Here is a 21,675-nt window from a genome sequence, read left to right as displayed (position 1 = left end):
TTAGTTTCCTAATTGTAATTGATTCCTGACCAATTCAAAATAATTCCCTTTTTGTTCCACTAAAGCCGAATGACTTCCTATTTCTATAATGCGTCCTTTGTCTAAAACCACGATTTGATCTGCATTCATTACCGTACTCAAACGATGCGCAATTACAACTACCGTTTTATCTTTGAAGAAAATATCTAATTTTCTCATAATTTCCTTTTCATTATTGGCATCTAAAGCCGAAGTGGCTTCATCAAAAAACAAGATCTCCGGATTTTTATACACAGCTCTGGCAATAAGCAATCGTTGTTTCTGACCTGTGCTCATTCCTAGTCCCTCAGAACCAATTTTGGTATTAAAACCCAGCGGCAAACCACTAACGTATTCCTTTATATTTGCTACATCAGCTGCATAAACCAATCGTTCTTTATTTACTTTATCAACACCAATAGCAATATTATTGGCAATAGTGTCGCTAAAAATAAAACCTTCCTGCATAACAGCACCAATATTTGCCCTCCATGCTTTTTGCGACACATTTTTTAATTGTGTAGGACCAATATGGATCTCTCCTTTTTCCGGTTCATAAAATTTAAGCAATAATTTCATTAGCGTTGTTTTTCCACTTCCGCTCACACCAACAATTGCGGTAACTTTATTAGCAGGAATTATCAGGCTTAAATCATCTAACACAGGTGTATCAGATCCTAAATAACGATAGGACAGGTTTTTTATCTCGATATCAGCGTCAAAAGGAACTTCGCTGGTTTGATGTACTTCTTGCTGTGTTTCATCTTCCTTTTCATGAATTTCAGATAGTCTTGCCAATGAAATTTTAGCATCCTGAAGCTCCCGAACAAACTCTATAAGTTGCGTGATTGGCCCATTTAAACTCCCTACAATGGAGCTTATTGCCAGCATCATACCCAGTGTAATGGAACCGTCAATAACTAATTTGGCCGATAAAAAAATGATAAAAATATTCTTTAATTCGTTGATCACTGAGGAACCAATGGTTTGTGTTTGCTCTAAAACTAGTCCTTTTATCGAAACTCTGAATAATCTTGCCTGTACGTATTCCCAGCCCCAGCGCTTTTGTTTTTCGGCATTGTGGAGCTTAATCTCCTGCATGCCGTTGATAAGTTCCATCACTTTGCTTTGCTCTTGAGAAATCTCTGCAAAACGCTTGTAATCTAAAACTTCTCTTCGTTTTAAAAACAATGTTATCCACGCAAAATAGAGAACGCTTCCTGCAAAAAACACAAGAAATATCTTGAGATTAAAATAAGCCAAAACGCCTCCCATCACAAACATATTGATTACAGAGAATAAAACGTTTAATGAAGATGTGGTCAAAATACGCTCAATTCTACGGTGATCATTTATACGTTGCATAATATCCCCCGTCATTCGCACATCAAAAAACGAAATGGGCAGATTCATTAATTTAATAAAGAAATCAGAGATGAGCGAAATGTTTATTCGCGTTGAAAGATGCAGTAATATCCAGCTTCGAATGAGTTCTAAACCTGTCCTTCCGGCAAAAAGAAACAATTGCGCAAACAGAATCAGATAAATAAAATTAATGTTCTGATTTTGTATACCGATATCGACTATACTCTGGGTTAAAAAAGGAAAAATTAATTGCAGCAAACTACTGGCCAATAACCCTATGCTTAACTGAACTAAAAAGGTTTTATATCTTAAAACATACTGAGATAACAATCCGAATCCGATGCCTTTATTATCTTCTTTGTCGAAATCGGTCTGAAAGAATTTTGGGGTTGCTTCAATCAACAAGGCAATTCCCTCCTGAGTTGATTCATCGGCATTATTTCCGATCCAGAATTTAATAAAGTCTTCTTTATTGTATTCGATCAAACCAAAACCCGGATCTGATATATAATAAGTATCTTTTTTTATTTTATAAAGTACAACATAGTGATTCCGATTCCAGTGCAAAACGCAAGGTAACGGTGCTTCTTCTAACCGCTCGGGACTTAACTTAACGCCTAAAGTCCTAAAACCAATTTTCTCAGCTGCATCGCTTAAAAAAAGCAAATTGCTCCCTTCACGAGTTGTTTCACTATGATCCCTCAACTCCTGAATATGGATTGTCTTGCCGTAGTGCTTTGCAATAATCTTTAAACATGTGGGGCCACAATCCTTAAAATCAGCTTGTTTATAATTGGCGAATTTTTTCAATTTACTTTTGATTTATACAAATCTACATTATTTAAAAAAAACAGAGAGGAAAATACTTCCTCTCTGTTAAAATTATTCAAAACTGTTATATTTATATTACAATAAATGATCTTTCTACAATTGTCATTTCGTAACATATTTGTCCCATATTTCAATTAAAATAAAGTTCCGCACTTATACAACTTGTTACCTTACTTCTTCAATATTTGAACTTCTTTCAGACTTTTAGGTCCTATATTTTTTCCATACTTTAAAGAAATGCTGCTCTTAACAAAAAGTTTCTAACTTCAATGAGAGTCAACATCAATTTCTCTAGGAGATGGCACCGGTTAGCTCTAACCAAATAAAACCAACTCAGTGACCAATTTTCCTGAGAATCCCAACACCAATCATCAATGTGGGGATGTTTGCCCAATGTTCCACGATCGGGCGCCTACAAATTCAAAAAAAACATGACTAAATTTTAAATAAGGCTTTCAATTCAATATTTTCAAAAACTTAGAAAACCTACAACAGGAACACAACAGTCCGGAATTCCTCCTTCCTTGTTTTTTTAACCTGTCATTCTAATTTTCCAAGTAACTTTACAATTCTAAAATTTTCTTTAAACAATTTAAAGAGATGAACGTATTCTATAATTCTGGTTTCGGATTATTCGGGAATTTACAGTTTCCTGTACTTCCTGGTGATAATCCCGGAATTGATCCGTCCGGACAATAAGAGAAACAATAAGCATTTACCTGTTGTCCACCAGAATAGCAAAAACATTTGCAATTCGCAGGCTGAACCGGCAGTCCGCCCATAATACTTTTTAACTCAGTGGCTTGCAATTTTTGCGAACCTTCAAGATTTAAAATTTTTTTTAACATACTTAGGTTTTAATTAGGTTACTATTGTGATTTTAAAAAATACTAAAGATTACTTTTAGTAACTAGACACGTTTACAAAGAGACGAATCATAATCACAATAAGAACCTTTAGGACATCTTCCATCCTGATCACAAGCTAACCCACCTTGGATGCTTTTTTTCTCCTTTTTAGTAAGCTCTTGAGCTCCTTCTAATTTCAAAATGTTTTTTAACATGATTATTTGGTTTTTTAGTTAATGTTTAAAATCATTTTAAGAATCTTGAATCTCTTTTTTAACTGATTTTTTGTCTTAGGCTATTTTCTCTAAAACTTCAATTTCTTTCTCTTCCACAAAATCATTTAAAAAATACTTGAGTTCGTTTAATTCATATTCATTAGGAAATATTTTTTCGTTTACAATCTTAACCGGTGTATAATTAAAATTATTCTTAGAACACCAATCGTATTGTTTTTGTATTTCCTGATTTATTATTAATCCAACAGGCTCAGCATTCCATTTTTTCAACCACTTTTTGAGTCCCATTTTTTTAATATGCCAGTCTGAAATGGCCTCCACCGTTTTTCCGGGTGTAGCTCTGTTAATCGTTAACAATCTTTCCACAACAATTTTATATGGATTATCAACATTTTCAGGATTAACATTAAACAATACATTTAAAAATATTTTCTCCGGAAATCTTAGAACCAGATCAAATGCTTCCTGAAATGATTTATGACAATGCCCGCAACTTGGACTTATTATAATCGACAATTTTATTGCTGCATTTCTATTTCCAAAATTCAATCCTCTTAAATCTTCAAAATCTGCTGTATAAGGTACTTTTTGCGATAAAAAATTTAATAGCGAAAAATTTCTTTTAAATTTTTTCAACTCCTTCAAGTCCGTATCAACATTTAGCATGTTTTTGATAATTGGTTTTAAAGCCGTCCAAAATGCTGCTAAAAAAATCAATGAGAACACAAAAGGAAAAATACTATCAACACTAAAGCTTAGCGTAAAAAAATCTGATGCGAACCAAATAATACTTTGTACTAAAATCAGAAATGATACTCCCAAACACATCACACACCATTTTTGAATCTCAAATTTCTGTATCCAAACCGAGGTTACTACCACCGGAATAGCCAATAAACTTAAAAATCCAATAAAAATTGATGAATTGGAAGGCTCAATCAAAATGGCTAAAAAGCTTGCACCAAAAAACATCAAAGGCAAATCTGAGAAACTAACCCATTTTCTACCTGAACCATCAAAATTAAGAACAGAGTTACAAGAAGTATTTGGCGTTAGATTACAAAATTTTGAAATAATGCTACTTTTAATGCCTAATTTTTCCTGTACTATAAAAACACTTACAATTAATCCTAAAAGCGATGTTATTAAAAATATGCTGCTGAATAAATTATATGCATTGTAAAAAAATGACAACCCAACCAAAAGAAATAACGGAACATAATATTTCAAAGTTTTGTACTCGTCTCTGAAACTTTCTCTTCCCACTACATTATTTGGCTCTATGGCCACAATAACTCCATTCCAATCTAACAGAAAATTATCGTAGGATATTTTCTGACTTCCTTTTTTAATTGTATTGATACGAACAAACTCTTTTGCTCTTTCAACCAAAATAAGTTCCTCTTTAAAATAGGCCAGAAAATTAGACGGTAAATTTTCTATTTGTTCTTTCGAAACTCTTACGGCAGCATTCTCCACAGACAACAAATCCAACGAATCTGTTATCGCAAACAAGCTTGGATAATTTGGATGAGAAAGAAACAAATCTTTGAACTCATTTTTCACCTCCGAGTACTTGTTTATTAGAAGAAATTTCTGAACCAGTTTTAACATCTTTTTGTGCCGTTTAATTCATAACTACGATGCAAATATTGCGGTTTTTATTGAGAAAAAATGCCTATGTATATACTTTTTATTAATTATAGCACATACAATTTATAAATTATACCAGTCTGAATACATTGGTCAACTATTTGAAATACAGCATTTTAAACCAAATTACATCTTCGAAAAATCTCAAAAAGCCCATTCTCGATTAAGGGTTTTGCTTTTTGTCTAGTTTTGAAAAAGATAATCCATAACACATTAAAACATGACAAAAAAAAACACAACAATCGAAGATTTTCAAGTAGAAAAATTACCTAAAAATCAACAAAAAAAAGTACTTGGAGGATGTCCTCTGGAGGAAGACAAAGACCCAATTCGGGGTGGTGGAAATACCGGTGGGAACGGATAAAAAAATCCTAAAAATATAATTATTGTGAATTCTAAATACTCAAATCATGAAAACTAAAATAGTAAAATTCGAAGATTTTGAAGCAGAAAAATTATCCAAAAAACAACAAAAAATGGTTCACGGCGGAGATGCGCCGATAGATGGAAAAGACCCGATAAGAGGCGGTGGAAATACCGGAGGAAATGGATAAAATTTAATATAAAATATTGATACTTAAAATATAAATCATAATTTACAACATCATGAAAACTAAAAAATTAAAATTCGAAGATTTTAGAACAGAGAAATTGTCTAAAAAAGAGCAAAAAACAGTTCGTGGCGGAGATGGCCCGGGTGACGGAAAAGATCCGATAAGAGGTGGTGGAAATACTGGAGGAAACGGATAAAAGCTATAAAAACTTAACTCAAACAAACCAATAATTTAGAAAACCATGAAAATTAGAACATTTAACTTTGAAGACTTTGGAACAGAAAAATTACCTGTAAATCAACAAAAAACGGTCCGAGGCGGAGATGACTGGGTAGATGGAAAAGACCCGATAAGAGGCACAGGACATACTGGCGGTACAGGTGGTAACGGGTAGCTCCCTAAAACTGTATTGTTAAATACAATTTCTTCATTAAATATTATTCGCAAACTGAGCTGGAGATACTCCAGTTCTTTTGCGAAATGATTTGGCAAAAGAGACTGCATTCTTAAATCCTACACTTTCTGCAATAGCCTGAGTAGAGTACTTTCGATACATGTGATTTGTAATCATTTGATTAATTACATAATTAATTTTAAGTTCATTAGAATACTCTCCAAAAGATTTACCAAATCGTTTGTTTACTATATAGGACAAATAAGTGGTATTTGTTTTTATTTTTTTGGCCACATAAGACAATGTAAAATCTGCATTTAGATATTCCAGCTTGTTTTCTAAGGCCAGAAGTTTTTCGACAATTTTATTCTCTTTATCCTCATCGATACTCAGATTAACATTTTCCTTCTTAGTAAGCGGATCCTCTTCCTGTTCAAGCAATACTGTCTGCGTTTCGAGCTTCTCTTTTTTCTCCAGATTGGCTTTAAATTCTTCAATAAGTGCATTCATTTTCTTATGCGCCTTATTCTTATCCCTTATATTTTTTACAAGCAAAAAGACAATTCCAACTACAAGTAAAACATAAAATACCTTTAATGCTTTGTTGAAGAAAACTTCAAATTCATACTTTTTCTGAATGGTGACCATCTCCTCACTCAAATCTCCAACGCCCAATTTATAATTCACTTCTAAGGCTTCATTATTTAGTTTGGCCTCTGTTTTTTCATAATTGTCCAGATAGATTTTTGAATATTTAAAGGCCAATTCCGGTTCCTTATATATATTGTAGATTTTTGCCTGATAATAATTTGACTTTAAAAAGCTTTCATCTTTTGAATTGTCTATCAAACAGACCGAATCTACTTTTTTGAAAAAGACCAATGCTTTATCATATTTTTTCACTTCATAATATAAATTACCTAAATTGTAATTGGCTACTTTAAATTCTGATTTGAAATTATTCTGTTTAGAAAAGAATATAATATCGTAGTATGTCTTTTCAGCATTCTTAAAATCATTCTTCATGTAATAAACATTCCCCAGACTTATCTTCGCATTAATATTATTAATTGGAAAATCATGAGAAAAAGAAACTGTTTTTTTGTAGAAGTATGCCGCAGAATCCAACAAAGATAGCTGTGTACGATTTTTCATATACCAGCCTTCATAAGATCCTGCCAAATGGATATTATTATTACTCTTTATAATATTGTATTGTTCTTTGGAATAATAACTTTGATTTTTGTCTATAAAATCATTAAGATGTCTCAAATTTTTTATAGCCAACTGGTAATTACCAACTTCTTCATTAATAATAGCAATATTACTTTTAAACTTTACAATCTGAATGATATCGCCTAATTGTATCGAAAGTTTTATCCCCGTCTGATAGTTTTCAAGAGCTTCACCAAAATTTCCTCTTTTCCATTCAATCAAACCACCATAATTATAGAGATACGATTTAAGCTGTGTTTTATCTCTTGACTCCGGCATTTTATTCAAATAATTAAATGCCAGTATGTATTTTTCTTTTGATTTTGCCGTTTCTGATTTTAATTGATATAAATAGGCCAATGCACCATTTGCGAAAGCCAAATGTTTGTCATTATTGGATTTGAGCATCTCAGAGGCATACGTAATAGCCAGGTCTCTATCTGTATTCCCGCTTATCCGTATTTTATCCTGCAAGAGTAAATATTCCTGTTCCGTTAATTCTTTCTTTTGCTGAGCAAAAGTGACATTTAGAACAAAAAGAAGTAAAAAAGAGATGATCAGCCTCATTTAAATTATATTTGAAACTCAAAATTAGTTTATAAATAACCAATAAACTAGTATTAGTTTCTCTTATTCTTATTTTTTTTTATTCAATGATATAGAAATATAACAAATTAACTGTATTTTGTTATATTTATATTACGTAAATTTGTTTTGTAAAACTAACTAAAAATGAAACCAGACTTATTTCAGGCCCCGGATTATTACAATCTTGACGATTTATTGACAGACGAACACAAATTGGTTCGCGACTCAGCACGAGCATGGGTAAAAAGAGAAGTTTCTCCTATTATAGAAGAATACGCTCAAAAAGCAGAATTTCCTAAACAGATTATCAAAGGTCTTGGAGAAATTGGTGGTTTTGGTCCGTACATTCCGGTAGAATATGGCGGAGCAGGATTAGACCAGATTTCTTATGGGTTGATTATGCAAGAAATCGAACGCGGTGATTCCGGTGTACGATCGACTTCTTCGGTACAATCCTCTTTGGTTATGTATCCAATCTGGAAATATGGTAACGAAGAGCAAAGAGTAAAATACCTTCCAAAATTGGCTACCGGTGAATTTATTGGCTGCTTCGGTTTAACAGAACCGGATCATGGTTCGGATCCAGGAAGTATGATTACCAATTTTAAAGATATGGGAGATCATTATCTTTTGAACGGTGCCAAAATGTGGATTTCAAACGCCCCTTTTGCAGATATTGCTGTAGTTTGGGCTAAAAATGAAGAAGGAAGAATTCACGGTTTAATCGTAGAACGTGGTATGCAAGGTTTTTCTACTCCTGAAACTCATAATAAATGGTCACTTCGTGCATCATCAACAGGTGAATTAATTTTTGATAACGTAAAAGTTCCAAAAGAAAATCTTTTACCAAATAAATCAGGTCTAGGCGCACCTCTTGGATGTTTAGATTCTGCCCGATACGGAATTGCCTGGGGAGCTATCGGAGCTGCGATGGATTGTTACGATACGGCTTTGCGTTATGCAAAAGAAAGAATTCAGTTTGGAAAACCAATTGCAGGAACACAATTACAGCAAAAGAAATTAGCCGAAATGATTACCGAAATCACGAAAGCGCAATTATTGACCTGGCGTTTGGGTGTTTTGAGAAATGAAGGAAAGGCAACAACCTCTCAGATTTCGATGGCAAAAAGAAACAATGTAGACATGGCAATTCATATTGCACGTGAGGCCAGACAAATGTTAGGCGGAATGGGAATCACGGGCGAATATTCAATTATGCGTCATATGATGAACCTGGAAAGCGTTATTACTTACGAAGGAACACATGACATTCATTTACTTATTACAGGTATGGATGTAACTGGAATTCCAGCATTTAAATCGTAAATAACTATTAAAATATACACAAAATCAATATTAAAAGCTTCTTCTTACCAAGAAGCTTTTTATCTTTGTACCAAAATTTAGAACAATGAATATTGAAACTATAAACAATAGCATTCAACCCCAAAAAGACAAATTATTACAACATTCTTTATACAATAAAATTCAAAATATCGATGATTTGCATAGTTTTCTTGAAAACCATGTTTTTGCGGTTTGGGATTTTATGTCATTGCTAAAAGCACTACAAACAAAACTTACCTGTACGACAACACCTTGGTTTGCAACAAAAAATCCGGAAACGAGATATTTAATCAACGAAATTGTTCTGGCGGAAGAAACCGATTTAACGCTTGACGGAAGAAGACAAAGCCATTACGAAATGTATCTGGAAGCCATGGAAGACTGTGGAGCTGATACAAGCGGAATAAATACCTTTTTAGCTGACGTAAATTCACTTCATAACATCTTTGTCAGTATCAAACAAAGTGCTTTACCTATTGATGTAAAAGCCTTTCTTGATTTTACCTTCAGAGTTATTGAACAAGGAAAACCGCATGAAATTGCTGCTGCCTTTACCTTTGGAAGAGAAGATTTAATTCCGAGTATGTTTACCGAAATTCTAAAAAATTTCCAAAAGAACTTACCGGAAGTCAATTTAAATAAACTGCTTTATTATTTTGAAAGACATATCGAACTTGATGCTGATGAACATGGACCAATGGCCATGCAAATGATCACAGATTTATGTGGTGATGACGCACAGAAGTGGAAAGATGTTGAAGAAATTTCTATTTTGGCATTAGAAAAAAGAATCGGTCTTTGGAATGCTATTGAAGAAGAAATCATAATGAAAGCAGAAATGGTGTAAAAACCAAAACCACCTATTTAACGTAACTATTTGTTTAGAATGATCTTAATTGAGATAAATCATGACAACAATGTTCAAACAAATAGTTATCGTTTTACTTTCTATTTTCCTGATGAGCTGCACTTCTGATGAGACATTATCAGAAACGGGCACTACCCACCCAATACCAATTGCAAGTTCAATACGGTACTTAGCCCTAGGAGACAGTTATACAATTGGCCAAAGTGTCTGTGAAACCTGCAGGTATCCCGAACAGCTTAAAACAAGCCTCAAAGCAATTTATCCGCAAACCAGCTTTTCATTAAAAATAATTGCTACGACCGGATGGACAACTTCTAATCTAATTTCGGCAATAAACACAGAGAATCCCGAATCAAATTATGATCTGGTAACTTTACTAATTGGTGTTAACAATCAATACCAGGGAAGAAATTTTTCGATCTATGAAAAAGATTTTCCAGAATTAATCAGCAAGGCAATCACTTTGGCCAAAGGCAATAAAAAAAATGTGATTGTTCTTTCGATTCCGGATTATGCTTACACTCCTTTTGGTCAAAGATTAATGGGAGACCAAAGCGAAAAAATAAGTCTGGAAATAAACCAATACAATAATTTTGCGGAGAATTATTGCAAAAACAACGATATTGTATTTGTTTCAGTAACAGATATTACAAGACAAGGACTAGACAACCCCGCTTTAGTCGCCTCAGACGGCCTACATCCATCGGAGAGCGCTTATAAATTATTCGTTGACAGAATGTTACCTAAAGCAATAATAACGCTTCAGAAGTGAGATTTCAGCAAAATACCATCTAAATGACAAACAGTACAATAGAATAACTCTGTATATCAGTTATTTTGCTCCCTGCTAAGTCTTTAGACGTTTTTTTCACAGCAATAAACTAATCACAAAATATGAAATTGCACCAAGCGCAAACCACAAAAGTCTTGAAACTCTATTGTCACGTATAATTTCCATTTTATCCTGATCACTCATAACATAAATTTATTCTGTAAAATTAAAATCCCCAAAGAAACAGATGATCCGTAAAAGACATTAAAATAACTGATTAAGACAAATATTACCTTTAAAAAAAATATCTATATTTAACATCTACGGTAAAAATAAAATCTCAAAAAATAAGCTTAATTTTACCTCTTACTACTAAAAGGACAAGTTGAAACTACTTTATACTATGCAAGTTTTACCTTCAAAAGAATTATCAACCTATATAAAACATTACCTTTTTTTAGAAAATAAAGGTGATATCACTCAGAAACTTCGCTTTTTCTCTGATGGTAATACCGGTATGGTCTTCTCTCTAAAAAGCAGACTTATATCCGGATTAAGTAACTATGAAGCACAAAATCATCTCCCTGCTTCGTTCTTATATGGACAACTAAATAATTTTAAAGATGTCTATTCCGGTAGTGAAATGTTGATTATAATTGTCGTTTTTCAACCTAATGGCATAAACCAGCTGTTAGGAGTTGACAGTGGTGAGTTTCGAGATGCCATCGTCACTATTGATACTATCTTTGGTCAAATAGGTACAGAGCTTGAAGAAAAATTAGCGGAACAACTAACAATTCCAGATCGTCTACAGCTCTTGAATCGGTTTTTCAAAACAATTCAGGAGAAAAAACCAAAGACAAACCAAGTGATAACAGAAGCTTCCTTAGATTTTATCATCAAAAACAAAGGACAGTTTTCTCTAAACCAATTAGTAGCTTACACCGGTTATACGGAAAGACATATTGAAAGAAAATTCACGGAAGGTGTGGGGCTAAATCCTAAAAAATTTGGCAATATTATAAAACTGCATCATTTTCTAAAACTTCTTAAAAACAAACCCGAGAATACCTCGCTTACATCAATCTCTTATGAAACGGGATTTTCTGATCAATCACACCTCATAAAAGCGTTTAAAAAGCACACAGGAATGACACCAAAAGAATATCTACGCAACACCGGAAAACTGACCAACAATTTTATCGAAACTTTTCCAAAAAACATTCTTTAAACCCAAATTCGATTGTTGAATAGTGCTATTGAACCAGAAAAAAATCCTTTAAATCAGTGAAATCTGTGGCCACTTTTTTGCCATAGATTTAAAGGATTAAATGGATTGCTTTGAACTCCATTATTGAATCGTACTTGTTGAATCAAAAAAATCCTTTCAATCAGTGCAATCTGTGGCTACTTTTTTTTCCACAGATTTAAAGAATTAAATGGATTGTTTCTTAGTTAAAAAAATAACAATTCGTGAAAATCTGCGCAATTAGTGGCCAGTTTTAAATGTCGGTTTTATACAATTTCTAAATTACCTCTACTCCTACTTTTGGTCTATTCTTAATAGTCCATCAAATGAAAAATTTAAAAATAGCTACTGCTCAGTTTGAAAATAAAAGCGGTGACAAAAATTACAACTTATCCGTAATTGAAGAACTTTCGCAAAAAGCTTCCGAAGAAGGCTGTGATGCCATTGCCTTTCATGAATGCTCCATAACCGGTTATACTTTTGCCAGACATTTATCGAAAGAACAAATGCTGGATATTGCAGAAATTATCCCAACTGGGGAAAGCATTCTAAAACTTATCGAAATAGCCAAAACTCACGATATTATAATCCTTGCGGGACTTTTTGAGAAAGACCAAAATGATAATTTATTCAAAGCTTATGTTTGCGTTGATAAAAATGGTTTAGTTGCCAAATACCGCAAACTGCATCCTTTTATAAACCCGTATCTCACTCCCGGAGACCAATATTGCATTTTCGAAATCAAGGGATGGAAGTGCGGCATCTTAATTTGTTATGACAATAACATTATCGAAAATGTACGCGCAACAGCACTACTGGGAGCTCAGATTATTTTTATGCCACATGTGACCATGTGCACTCCTTCTACAAGGCCCGGAGCAGGTTTTGTCGCACCAGAACTTTGGAAAAACCGCGAAATCGACCCAACTTCTTTACGAATAGAATTTGATGGAATGAAAGGTCGTGACTGGTTAATGAAATGGCTACCGGCAAGAGCCTATGACAATGCTATATATGCTGTTTTCTCAAATCCCATTGGCATGGATGATGATCAGTTGAAAAATGGCTGTTCGATGATCATTGATCCTTTCGGTGATATCATTGCCGAATGTCGCTCTTTTGAAAATTCTTTTACAACCGCACTACTTACTCCTGAAAAATGTCTTCAGGCAGGAGGAAATCGATACATAAAAGCCCGAAGACCCGATTTATATCGAGCTATCATTGGTCAGGATCATCAATCGGAACAAAATGTAGTGTGGCTTACTGCAGAAATTAAAAAAAGTTAAAATCAAAAATTTTAAAACCTTTCCCTTCTCAAAATTTTATCTTTGGTATAGATCAATTTACCGCATAAATACAATAAATGGAATTTCTTAATACAACGCACAAAGATATCGATACCGTTTTCGATATCTATAATCAGGCTACATCTTATCAAAAAACAGTTAACATAAAGAGTTGGAGAGGCTTTGAAAAATCACTGATAGAAACCGAAATCAAAGAGGGGCGACATTTTATAATCAAAGAAGAGAGTGAAATTGCCTGTACATTTGTTTTAACTTTTAATGACTTAATCATCTGGAAAGAAGCCGCTGCAGATCCTGCAGTATATATACATCGTATTGCTACGAATCCAAAATTCCGAGGACGTTCTTATGTCAAAAAGATCATAGAATGGGTCAAAATATATGCTGCTCAAAATGACAAAACCTATATCAGACTTGACACCCACAGCGGAAATGAAAGAATAAATAAATATTACACCAGTTGCGGTTTTAATTATAAAGGAATCAGTACGATCGAATGGACATCGGAATTACCGGAACATTATAAAGAAGGTTCTTTTAGTTTATTTGAGATTAAACTTTAATAATTCGGTTTTACAGAATAGTAAAAAAACCCTTGTAGAATATTTTTACAAGGGTTTTTAGTATAATTTTCAAATCCTATTTGAACTTATTGTTTGTAATCTCCAATTTTATAAAACAAATTCGATACTCTATTACCCCTTATTCGATTTCCATATAAATCCATCCAGAATGTAGTGCGTAAACTGCGGGACACTCAATAAAGGTACTGCCAAAAATTCCCATCCTGAAAAACTAGTTGCTTCAAAAGAGATATTTTCATTCCACACAAAAACTTCCCAAAGAAATTCTTCTGCAAAAGCTATACACACTAAAATTAAGGCATAGCAAAAAATACCTTTGTACTTTTTTAAATACCGCAACATTCCCAACTCAACAGCTGTTTTATTCTCTATTTCTCTAAAATAAACCAGCGCCATGTAAGGGATGCCGTGAGAAATAACATTCAACAATGTAAAAATTAAGTCATTATTAAAATACACAATCCCAAAATACCAAGAAAGCGCAGTCCCTAAAATAATGCTGTTTTTAGGTATATTAAAGAAGCTGTTTCTTAATGATTTGTACAAAGTATAAATCAGATATACCATTAAAATCGTAAGGTAGATCCAAAATGCAATTGTCAAAACCTGTTGATTATGAAAATGGAAAAATTCATTCTCCACAAACCAATTAAATTTTCTTGGGGACGACAAAAACCAATACAACATTGGGTATCCGGTTGACGCATAAATGGCCAGATTGTCTATACAAACCGACATTTTTGTTTTGTTCTCATTTCGGGCATACAGTCGCATAAAACCATATTGCTGTCTGACAAAATGATAAACAGCAACATAAGCCAGAAAAGACCAAAATACAATTGCACCAAAAGCATACAAAACAAAACCTATAAAGAAACAGATTAGAGGTAAAATTGTCAGGAGTTTTTTCCTCTTTTCAAACTCATTTTTCACAAAATAGGTTTTAAATAAAGTCGCATAAACATGTGCAACATCTATAAAAACAATTAAAAAAAGCCAAGTATAAAATGAATATTGCTCCTCGATCTTGCTTATAAAATCCTGAAACAGGAAAATGACAGCCAGCACAAAAAAGGATGGACCAATTATAAAAAAGAAATCTGTTTTAGATTTATGAATCCAGGGTTGTCTCATCTAGAATCTGATTTACAACATTAACCCCCTGATGGAAGGCTTCTTCAAAAATAGAAATCCCCGATAAATCAGTGTGCGCAAAATACACTCGATTTTCAATACTTTTTGATGCTTGTTTTTTAGCTTCTCCAAAGATAAAACCCGGAACCGGACTAATCATTCCGTGGCCTAACACAAAAACATTCATTTCTTCGGTTACACTTTCGATATCCGGATGCGCCATCTTTAAATCGTCAAAAACCATTTGTTTCCAATAGTCCGTTTTCTTTTTATGAATTTCTTTTCTGGTCTTTTTGAGATCAGGGCCCGAAAAACTGTAATAATACGTAATCACTTTTTTAGATTGTACCTGATTTAAAGACTGATGCTGATCGTATACATATCCCAAGCCTTTTGCTCCATAAATGACATTATCCCAAGACAACGGAAAACTAAAATTATCTCCCAAATCCGAAACAACAAGAGTTGCCAAAAGCCAGGGCGCATAATGAAACTCTTTTGCATACTGCTTTCTCTCTTTTAGAATATATTGATTTACAAATTGAGGTGTTGCCATAATGACTTTATCGGCAACAATAGCAACAGTCGTTTTTTTATGGTCATCAAATGTTTTCGCAATTACTTTATTATTCTCGATTTTGAGTTCGTAAACCAAATGATTTTTAAGTGCTTTGTCTTTTGAATATCTCTTTAAATGACTTGTTAATCTGGCATTTCCTTCAGGCCATGTTAAAACACTTTCTATTTTATCTGATGTAACATCCTGCTTTCTTCCGGCAAAATAATGAATTCCTGCCCAAGCAGAAACATATTCGATTCCCAAACCAAAATCGTCTTTGCAACAATAGTCGATATAATTGAATAAAGGTTCCGATGTGAAATTGTTTTTCACAAACCATTCTTTCATCGTTATTTTGTCTAAACTTCTCGAATTTTCATCAGTAGAAGAAAGATAAAGCGGAATATCAAACAGGTATTTTCCATCTTGTCCTTTTCCGGCTCTAAAAGTATCCATTAGCTTAAAAAAGGCTACTAATTCTTCCTCTTCTGCCTTAGAATTTCCTTCTTTCGGAACTACACCTTCCTGCCAACTGTTTTTATAAAACAATCTTTCGTCGGGCGCAAAAGTGAGCTGCAATTCATCAAAAACAGGAAAGCCTTTTGTATCATAACTCAGGATTATTTTTTCTTCTTCCAAAAAATTCAATAATTCTTTATCCTGAAAATTAGGCAAAGGCAGATAATGAGCCCCAAGAGGATACTTGGAATATTGGTTTTCTCCGTTTGAAGAATTTCCTCCTAGATGTCCTTCCATCTCCACCAACACAAAATCGGAAATACCTCTTTTTGTTAGTTGACGTGCAGCGCTTAAGCCCGAAATTCCACCTCCAACAATAAGATAGGAAGTTTGTATCTGAGAAACAGGTTCCGGAAAATCTTTGATCCATAAGCGGTGTCCCAAAAGATGTTTTGTACCTGACAAACGAATCATTAAAACAGCTATTTTATCGGTACAAAACTGCAAAAACGGAACAAGAAGCAATGAGGCCGTAATTCCTTTTACAAAGCTTCTTCTGGAACTACTGTAACTTTCCCCATTCTTCATCAAAATAGCGTACTAAAATTTGGTTGTCTAAACGATTAATCTCTATTTCATTTGAAATCATATCTCCGGTAAAATAATTGAATCGATCAAACTGATAATTGTAAAATTTCAATCCGGACACTTTTCTGTTCACCGTATTAAAAGTGGTATTAAAACCATTTATGGCAATGGTGAATCCCCATTCTCCAAAAGAAGGTACATAAGCATGATAGGCATCGACCTGAGGGAAAACAGCCATCACCGTTTTATTGATACACCAAAAAGATTTTGGGGCAAAATAAGGCGACGTTGTTTGTACCACGACTGCTGCATCTGGCTGAATAATATTTTGAATTGTTTGATAAAAATTTAAAGAATACAATTTCCCTAAACTGTAATTTGAAGGGTCCGGAAAATCGATAATTACGACATCATATTTTACTTTACAACTTTTTGCCCAAATATAGGCATCGGTATTGATTACGGTAACTTTTGAGTTGTTTAATGAATTTTGATTAAAATCGGTCAAAACTTTATTGGTTTTAAACAACTTCGTCATCCCCTGATCTAAATCGACCAGAGTAATTGCTTTTACATCCTTATATTTTAAAATTTCCCTTACCGCCAAACCGTCTCCTCCGCCCAAAACCAAGACGCGATCGATTTTTTTAGCAATCGACATTACGGGATGCACCAATGCTTCGTGATAACGGTATTCATCGGCAGAACTAAACTGTAGATTGTTGTTAAGATAAAGCCTGTAATCACTTTTATTGTGCGTTAAAACAATGCGCTGATAGGGTGTTGAATTGGTATAAATTATATTTTCTCCGTATAACTTTCCTTCAGAATAAGACAAAATAGATTCTGAAAATATAAAAACTGTCAACAATAATAGAAATGAAAAAATAGCTTTTGCTTTTAAAAAATAGCTTCTTTTTAATTCTGATTTCAGAATAAAACATAGTACAATAGCAATACTGATATTAATCATTCCAAAGAACAATGAAGTCCCCATGATACCTAACTTCGGGACTAAAATCAAAGGAAAAAGTATGGATGCTAATAACGCTCCAATATAATCGAAAGTAAATACATTTGACACCAGATCTTTAAACTCGACTTTGTCTTTTAATATGTTCATCAGTAACGGAATTTCCAGTCCAACCAAAAAACCGGTTACAAAAACAAGCAGGTATAAAATGAATTGAAAGGAAGCTACACTTTCAAACAATAAAAACAAGACAACAGAGCTCAGTCCTCCAATTAATCCAACGAGTATTTCGATTTCAACGAAAGTATTCAGCAGATTTTTATTGAAAAACTTAGAAAAAAAGGAGCCTATACCCATAGAAAACAGGTATACTCCAATGATAAATGAAAATTGCTTTACAGAATCGCCCAACAAATAACTCGCAAGAGTTCCTGCTACAAGTTCATAAACGAGTCCACAGGTTGCGATTATGAAAACCGCAAAGAGAAGCAAAAATTCAAACTTAATAAACTTTTTACCCATGAATTGCTGCACTAATAATCATTGAGATTCCAATGATAAATGAGGCTAGCACAATGGCAACGGCAACATTGTTTTTCTCTACTACTTCTTTCCATGTATTCTCCGGAGTAATTTTCTCGATTATAAAATAAGCGACCAACAAAATAATAATTCCTAACAAAGAGAAAAGAATCGAATTGACAATGGGTTGATAATGTATTAAATCCATAGTTTAAAGATTTATTTATGATAAAAACGATTTACTGAACTTCTATTTCCTGATGAGCTGTAACTTTCTGTTGTTTCGCAATCACAAATTCGGTTTCCCGAATAAGCAAAATACAAATAAACACCAAAACTAAACAGCCCTATTACTAGTGCCGCTACATTACTCTTTATAAAATCAAATATATTTTTCATACTTTTTATTCGCTATAAGGAGAATAATTACTGTCGGACCATCTTCTTTTCTCATAATTTAGCCTGGCATACCATATGATCGCCAGAACCACTACCATAAAGATAATAACCAACCAAACATTTCGACTTGAAGGTTCGTTCCAGACTACCTTAATTCTCATCACATTATTACGAACATCTTCCGGGGCTTTCTGAGGTGTAATCAAAAGATGGTATTTTCCTTCTTTTACCCCGCAAATATTAAATTCTTCAGACTGATTTCCCTCTGTCCAACTTGTTCCATCTTCGTAGCCCGAATAATACTCAATGTCTTTATTGGCGTGAATTTCTTCATTGGTTCTTTCGTTAACCAAAGCGACATCCACATTGGCCCACGAATTATCAACCTCTGTTGCCACTAAAATAGACAACGGCGCCGAACCTCCTTTTAACTCAAACGAGTCACTTATGAGCTCTTTATTATTGTACTGATCAAAAGTTATTTCCTTGTCAAACACCTGTTGCTTCGCCTGATCTTTATAAATATACCAGTTCGAAGAAATAATCAATAAAGCAAAAAAACAAAATATTATGGCTGTATTATTCAGATTAAAGTAAAAAGGCTGCGTAACACTTACACCCGTTTGGTATCTTAATATACCATTAGGAAATCCTTTTGCGATTTCATTTTTACTGATATACTCTCCTAAATAAGTAGTTTCAACATTACTCATCTTTTCAATAGAAATCATAAAAGGAGGTCTAATATACTCCACCATGTGAATCCAGGTATTGGGCAACGAAAAATCGAAAAACCCCTCTGCTTTTTCTATTGCAACATCACAATATTCATATAAATTAAATTTATCCTCTTTATAATCTAATGACCGAGGATGTCCCTTAACATCATATTTATCTTCAATTTCTTTTAAAAATATCCAATGGCCATCTACTTCAGAAAGATAGACGAACTCATTTTTTGCGCTTGTCAGGATGTACTCCCTCCACAAATGAGCCCTACCTACTTTTTTTACCATCATACCTGTAATGGTATATTCAACTCCTTTTAAAGATCCTTTGTTTCCAATAGTAAAGGCAAAATCATTATTACCTCCCTTAAGTTTTGATTTTCGTTTGAACGCTCCGCCTTCGTCTTTTTCATAAACGCTATGACACTTTGGACAAACAAAATTAATCACCTCAAAACCAACCTCTAATTCGGTGACAGTATTGCAATCGTAACAAGGAACTTTCATATACTAACGGTTAATTTCAAAATCTTTTATAATTGTTCCTTCAAAATAAGCAACATAATCTGCCATCACATCTTTTACCTTCTGTGAATTGTCCTGAAGATAATTACACAAATAAACATCAAGTGTTAACTGATTGTATTCCGGCCAGGTATGTATACAAATATGAGATTCTTTTAAACAGAATGAAATCGTAAAACTGTCGTTTTCAAAATCATGAACAACAACACCCACTTTTTCCAGAAAATATTTCTCCAAAATCAAATTGGTAACATCAACAAAACCCTTACTATCGGTTAGTTTATGAGTTTCATCAACATGTAGCGTAACCAGTTTATGCAATCCTGGTGAGTAAGGAGGTAAATCCATTAAAGTTATTTAGGTACAAAAGTGGGCAAATATATACTATTTTATTTAATAATATTAACATAAAATAAGATTCAAAATCATTACTCACCAGTTATTTTTGAGTATCATTTCGGTTATTACATGAAACCCCAAAGTACTAAGCGCTTAATTCCTTTTGAATCCTATTTCTCTAACCTACATATAACTTTGCTCCATTTTATTTCACATTAAAAGTTTGCGGAATTCTATTATGCTCACTTTCTTTATCAAAAACTACAGAAATAATTTCCCATCTATTATTCGAATAAAAAAGCTGAATACTATTTATGCCACGTCTTACAACAGCTCCGTTTTTTTCTAATCGGGTTTCATAGGTACTCCAGACGTTTGCAATGGCACCAAACACGTTTACTTCCCTGTTAATTTCCGTTTCATAAAATGCAGTTTTCAGCACCATATCATCTGTTTCTTTATGAAACTCTTCCACAGACAAAGCTACTTGTTTCAATTCCCCTTTTTCATTTGATAAATAAGAATAAATAGCCTTGGGGTTGTGAAGAGATGAATCTCTTTCCCATTGTCTCTTTTCCCCTGCTTCACCTGACACTACTTCGTAGAAAGCTTTTACCAAACCATCTATTGTTAAAACATCGTCCTTTAAAGGAAATGTTTTTGTTTTCTGTGCATTAACATTTTGCATCACCATAATTAATACTGCTAATTTTAAAATTGTTCTTTTCATTTTTTTATGATTTGAGAACAAATTAACACGCTTAGATGATGTCAAAAAAAATATTTATTTCCTTGAACGGATTATTTATGTGACTGGTATTAAATTTTATTTGAATGTTAAAGCATAAACGTATTAATCCTCGAACTTAGACATTCCCGATAACTTTTCGCAACAGAAATTCTAATTCCATTTACCAGTAAATGATTATCCTCAAAAGAATCGATGTTAGTCAAGTTTACGATATAAGAATTATGAACTCTCATGAATTCGTCCGGCAAATTGTCAATTAATTCCTTTAATGATTTATAATAAATATGTCTTTTGTTTTCAACCGTCAATATTTCAACATAATTACCTAAGCCTTTTATGACCGTTATTTCATCAAAGCAAATCTTAATCAGTTTTTTATCTGTTTTTATAAAAGCGAAAGTATTTGTCATTTCCACAATATTGTTAGCGTAAAATTCTATTAAATACCAAAGCTCCTCAAAATTGAAGCTCTAATTTTTAACCATTTTACTTTTTTTTCTAGATTGGTTCTTCTTTACTAAAAGTTAAGCGATACTTCTTAATTAACGAAGATAGATTTTTTCGAAGCAAACAACACTATTTTAAGAGGAGGAAGAGTTTTTATACGAACCGTTTATTTATAAATAATACCCGATCCCCAAGGATTACACAGAGCTGCACAAAGCAAACACAGAGATTCACAAAAATTTAGATTAAACTCTGTGTCTCTCTGTGTCTTCTTTGCGAATCTCTGCGGAATTTAAAAAACGTTATAAAACAAAAAACCCCGTTCGTTAGAACAGGGTTTTCAAAAGAAAGGCGACGACATACTCTCCCACATAACTGCAGTACCATCTGCGCAGGCGGGCTTAACTTCTCTGTTCGGG

At 33.4% G+C, this 21,675-nt stretch carries 24 protein-coding genes and 1 rRNA gene; 10 read left to right on the top strand and 15 right to left on the bottom strand.

Annotated features, from left to right (window positions below):
• The 4 genes from G3A47_RS11875 to G3A47_RS11860 all read right to left on the bottom strand — a co-directional run bounded on the left by G3A47_RS11875 (position 1) and on the right by G3A47_RS11860 (position 4,912).
• On the bottom strand, positions 1 to 2,193 hold the full coding sequence (locus tag G3A47_RS11875; protein WP_166922558.1) for a peptidase domain-containing ABC transporter: 2,193 nt from the start codon (positions 2,191 to 2,193) through the stop codon (positions 1 to 3).
• Positions 2,194 to 2,825: 632 nt separating this feature from the next.
• Positions 2,826 to 3,062 (bottom strand): hypothetical protein, encoded by a 237-nt coding sequence (locus G3A47_RS11870; protein ID WP_166922556.1) that lies wholly within the window; start codon positions 3,060 to 3,062, stop codon positions 2,826 to 2,828.
• A 62-nt stretch (positions 3,063 to 3,124) separates the two neighbouring features.
• Positions 3,125 to 3,277, bottom strand: a complete 153-nt coding sequence (locus G3A47_RS11865; protein ID WP_166922554.1) for a hypothetical protein — start codon at positions 3,275 to 3,277, stop codon at positions 3,125 to 3,127.
• Positions 3,278 to 3,352: 75 nt separating this feature from the next.
• Entirely contained in the window at positions 3,353 to 4,912 is a 1,560-nt protein-coding gene (locus G3A47_RS11860) for a vitamin K epoxide reductase family protein (protein WP_166922552.1), read from the bottom strand.
• A 259-nt stretch (positions 4,913 to 5,171) separates the two neighbouring features.
• Between G3A47_RS11860 and G3A47_RS11855 the strand changes: the two genes are divergently transcribed.
• The 4 genes from G3A47_RS11855 to G3A47_RS23665 are packed head-to-tail and all read left to right on the top strand — an operon-like array spanning position 5,172 to position 5,899.
• Positions 5,172 to 5,315 carry an rSAM-modified peptide gene (locus tag G3A47_RS11855; protein ID WP_166922550.1) on the top strand — a complete coding sequence of 48 codons (144 nt, stop codon included), beginning with the start codon at positions 5,172 to 5,174 and terminating at the stop codon, positions 5,313 to 5,315.
• A 46-nt stretch (positions 5,316 to 5,361) separates the two neighbouring features.
• A complete protein-coding gene (locus tag G3A47_RS11850) occupies positions 5,362 to 5,505 on the top strand; it encodes an rSAM-modified peptide (RefSeq protein WP_166922549.1) in 144 nt (47 codons plus the stop codon).
• A 52-nt stretch (positions 5,506 to 5,557) separates the two neighbouring features.
• On the top strand, positions 5,558 to 5,701 hold the full coding sequence (locus tag G3A47_RS11845) for an rSAM-modified peptide (protein ID WP_166922547.1): 144 nt from the start codon (positions 5,558 to 5,560) through the stop codon (positions 5,699 to 5,701).
• Between the two features lie 45 nt (positions 5,702 to 5,746).
• A complete protein-coding gene (locus G3A47_RS23665; RefSeq protein ID WP_208328362.1) occupies positions 5,747 to 5,899 on the top strand; it encodes an rSAM-modified peptide in 153 nt (50 codons plus the stop codon).
• Between the two features lie 36 nt (positions 5,900 to 5,935).
• Here G3A47_RS23665 and G3A47_RS11835 read toward each other — a convergent pair whose 3' ends face one another.
• A complete protein-coding gene (locus G3A47_RS11835) occupies positions 5,936 to 7,681 on the bottom strand; it encodes a helix-turn-helix domain-containing protein (RefSeq protein ID WP_166922545.1) in 1,746 nt (581 codons plus the stop codon).
• Between the two features lie 165 nt (positions 7,682 to 7,846).
• Here G3A47_RS11835 and G3A47_RS11830 point away from each other — a divergent pair, with 165 nt between their 5' ends.
• From G3A47_RS11830 to G3A47_RS11805, 6 genes are all read left to right on the top strand, one after another.
• Entirely contained in the window at positions 7,847 to 9,028 is a 1,182-nt protein-coding gene (locus G3A47_RS11830; protein WP_166922543.1) for an acyl-CoA dehydrogenase family protein, read from the top strand.
• Positions 9,029 to 9,113: 85 nt separating this feature from the next.
• Positions 9,114 to 9,896, top strand: coding sequence for a DUF3050 domain-containing protein (locus G3A47_RS11825; protein ID WP_166922541.1), 783 nt, complete (start codon positions 9,114 to 9,116; stop codon positions 9,894 to 9,896).
• Positions 9,897 to 9,957: 61 nt separating this feature from the next.
• A complete protein-coding gene (locus G3A47_RS11820; RefSeq protein ID WP_166922540.1) occupies positions 9,958 to 10,689 on the top strand; it encodes an SGNH/GDSL hydrolase family protein in 732 nt (243 codons plus the stop codon).
• A gap of 403 nt (positions 10,690 to 11,092) precedes the next feature.
• On the top strand, positions 11,093 to 11,920 hold the full coding sequence (locus G3A47_RS11815) for a helix-turn-helix domain-containing protein (RefSeq protein ID WP_166922923.1): 828 nt from the start codon (positions 11,093 to 11,095) through the stop codon (positions 11,918 to 11,920).
• A 344-nt stretch (positions 11,921 to 12,264) separates the two neighbouring features.
• The gene (locus G3A47_RS11810) at positions 12,265 to 13,227 is read left to right on the top strand and encodes a nitrilase family protein (RefSeq protein ID WP_166922538.1); all 963 of its coding nucleotides are present in this window, start codon (positions 12,265 to 12,267) and stop codon (positions 13,225 to 13,227) included.
• A 77-nt stretch (positions 13,228 to 13,304) separates the two neighbouring features.
• Positions 13,305 to 13,811 carry a GNAT family N-acetyltransferase gene (locus G3A47_RS11805; RefSeq protein WP_166922536.1) on the top strand — a complete coding sequence of 169 codons (507 nt, stop codon included), beginning with the start codon at positions 13,305 to 13,307 and terminating at the stop codon, positions 13,809 to 13,811.
• A gap of 132 nt (positions 13,812 to 13,943) precedes the next feature.
• On the opposite strand, the gene G3A47_RS11800 is transcribed toward G3A47_RS11805, so the two are convergent.
• From G3A47_RS11800 to rrf, 10 genes are all read right to left on the bottom strand, one after another.
• Positions 13,944 to 14,966 (bottom strand): hypothetical protein, encoded by a 1,023-nt coding sequence (locus tag G3A47_RS11800; RefSeq protein WP_166922534.1) that lies wholly within the window; start codon positions 14,964 to 14,966, stop codon positions 13,944 to 13,946.
• Positions 14,944 to 16,572, bottom strand: coding sequence for an NAD(P)/FAD-dependent oxidoreductase (locus G3A47_RS11795; RefSeq protein ID WP_166922532.1), 1,629 nt, complete (start codon positions 16,570 to 16,572; stop codon positions 14,944 to 14,946). The genes G3A47_RS11800 and G3A47_RS11795 overlap by 23 nt, the downstream gene beginning before the upstream one ends.
• Positions 16,547 to 18,067, bottom strand: a complete 1,521-nt coding sequence (locus G3A47_RS11790; protein WP_166922530.1) for a polyamine aminopropyltransferase — start codon at positions 18,065 to 18,067, stop codon at positions 16,547 to 16,549. Before G3A47_RS11790 ends, G3A47_RS11795 begins: the two co-directional genes overlap by 26 nt.
• Positions 18,060 to 18,275, bottom strand: coding sequence for a DUF350 domain-containing protein (locus G3A47_RS11785; RefSeq protein ID WP_166922528.1), 216 nt, complete (start codon positions 18,273 to 18,275; stop codon positions 18,060 to 18,062). The genes G3A47_RS11790 and G3A47_RS11785 overlap by 8 nt, the downstream gene beginning before the upstream one ends.
• Before the next feature lie 11 nt (positions 18,276 to 18,286).
• Positions 18,287 to 18,466, bottom strand: coding sequence for a hypothetical protein (locus tag G3A47_RS11780; RefSeq protein ID WP_243860434.1), 180 nt, complete (start codon positions 18,464 to 18,466; stop codon positions 18,287 to 18,289).
• 5 nt (positions 18,467 to 18,471) lie between these two features.
• Entirely contained in the window at positions 18,472 to 19,701 is a 1,230-nt protein-coding gene (locus tag G3A47_RS11775; RefSeq protein WP_166922526.1) for a DUF4178 domain-containing protein, read from the bottom strand.
• Positions 19,702 to 19,704: 3 nt separating this feature from the next.
• Complete coding sequence (locus G3A47_RS11770) at positions 19,705 to 20,067, bottom strand: S-adenosylmethionine decarboxylase family protein (protein ID WP_166922524.1); 363 nt, start codon at positions 20,065 to 20,067, stop codon at positions 19,705 to 19,707.
• Positions 20,068 to 20,263: 196 nt separating this feature from the next.
• A complete protein-coding gene (locus tag G3A47_RS11765; protein WP_243860432.1) occupies positions 20,264 to 20,788 on the bottom strand; it encodes a hypothetical protein in 525 nt (174 codons plus the stop codon).
• Between the two features lie 107 nt (positions 20,789 to 20,895).
• Positions 20,896 to 21,219 carry a LytR/AlgR family response regulator transcription factor gene (locus G3A47_RS11760; protein ID WP_166922522.1) on the bottom strand — a complete coding sequence of 108 codons (324 nt, stop codon included), beginning with the start codon at positions 21,217 to 21,219 and terminating at the stop codon, positions 20,896 to 20,898.
• Positions 21,220 to 21,602: 383 nt separating this feature from the next.
• Positions 21,603 to 21,675: ribosomal RNA gene (gene rrf / locus G3A47_RS24735) — 5S ribosomal RNA — on the bottom strand; the annotation flags it as partial.

The organism is Flavobacterium poyangense, from assembly GCF_011751075.1.
Taxonomy (GTDB): domain Bacteria; phylum Bacteroidota; class Bacteroidia; order Flavobacteriales; family Flavobacteriaceae; genus Flavobacterium; species Flavobacterium poyangense.
Note: the sequence above shows the minus strand (reverse complement) of the source record. Positions and strands in the feature narration are given on the sequence as shown.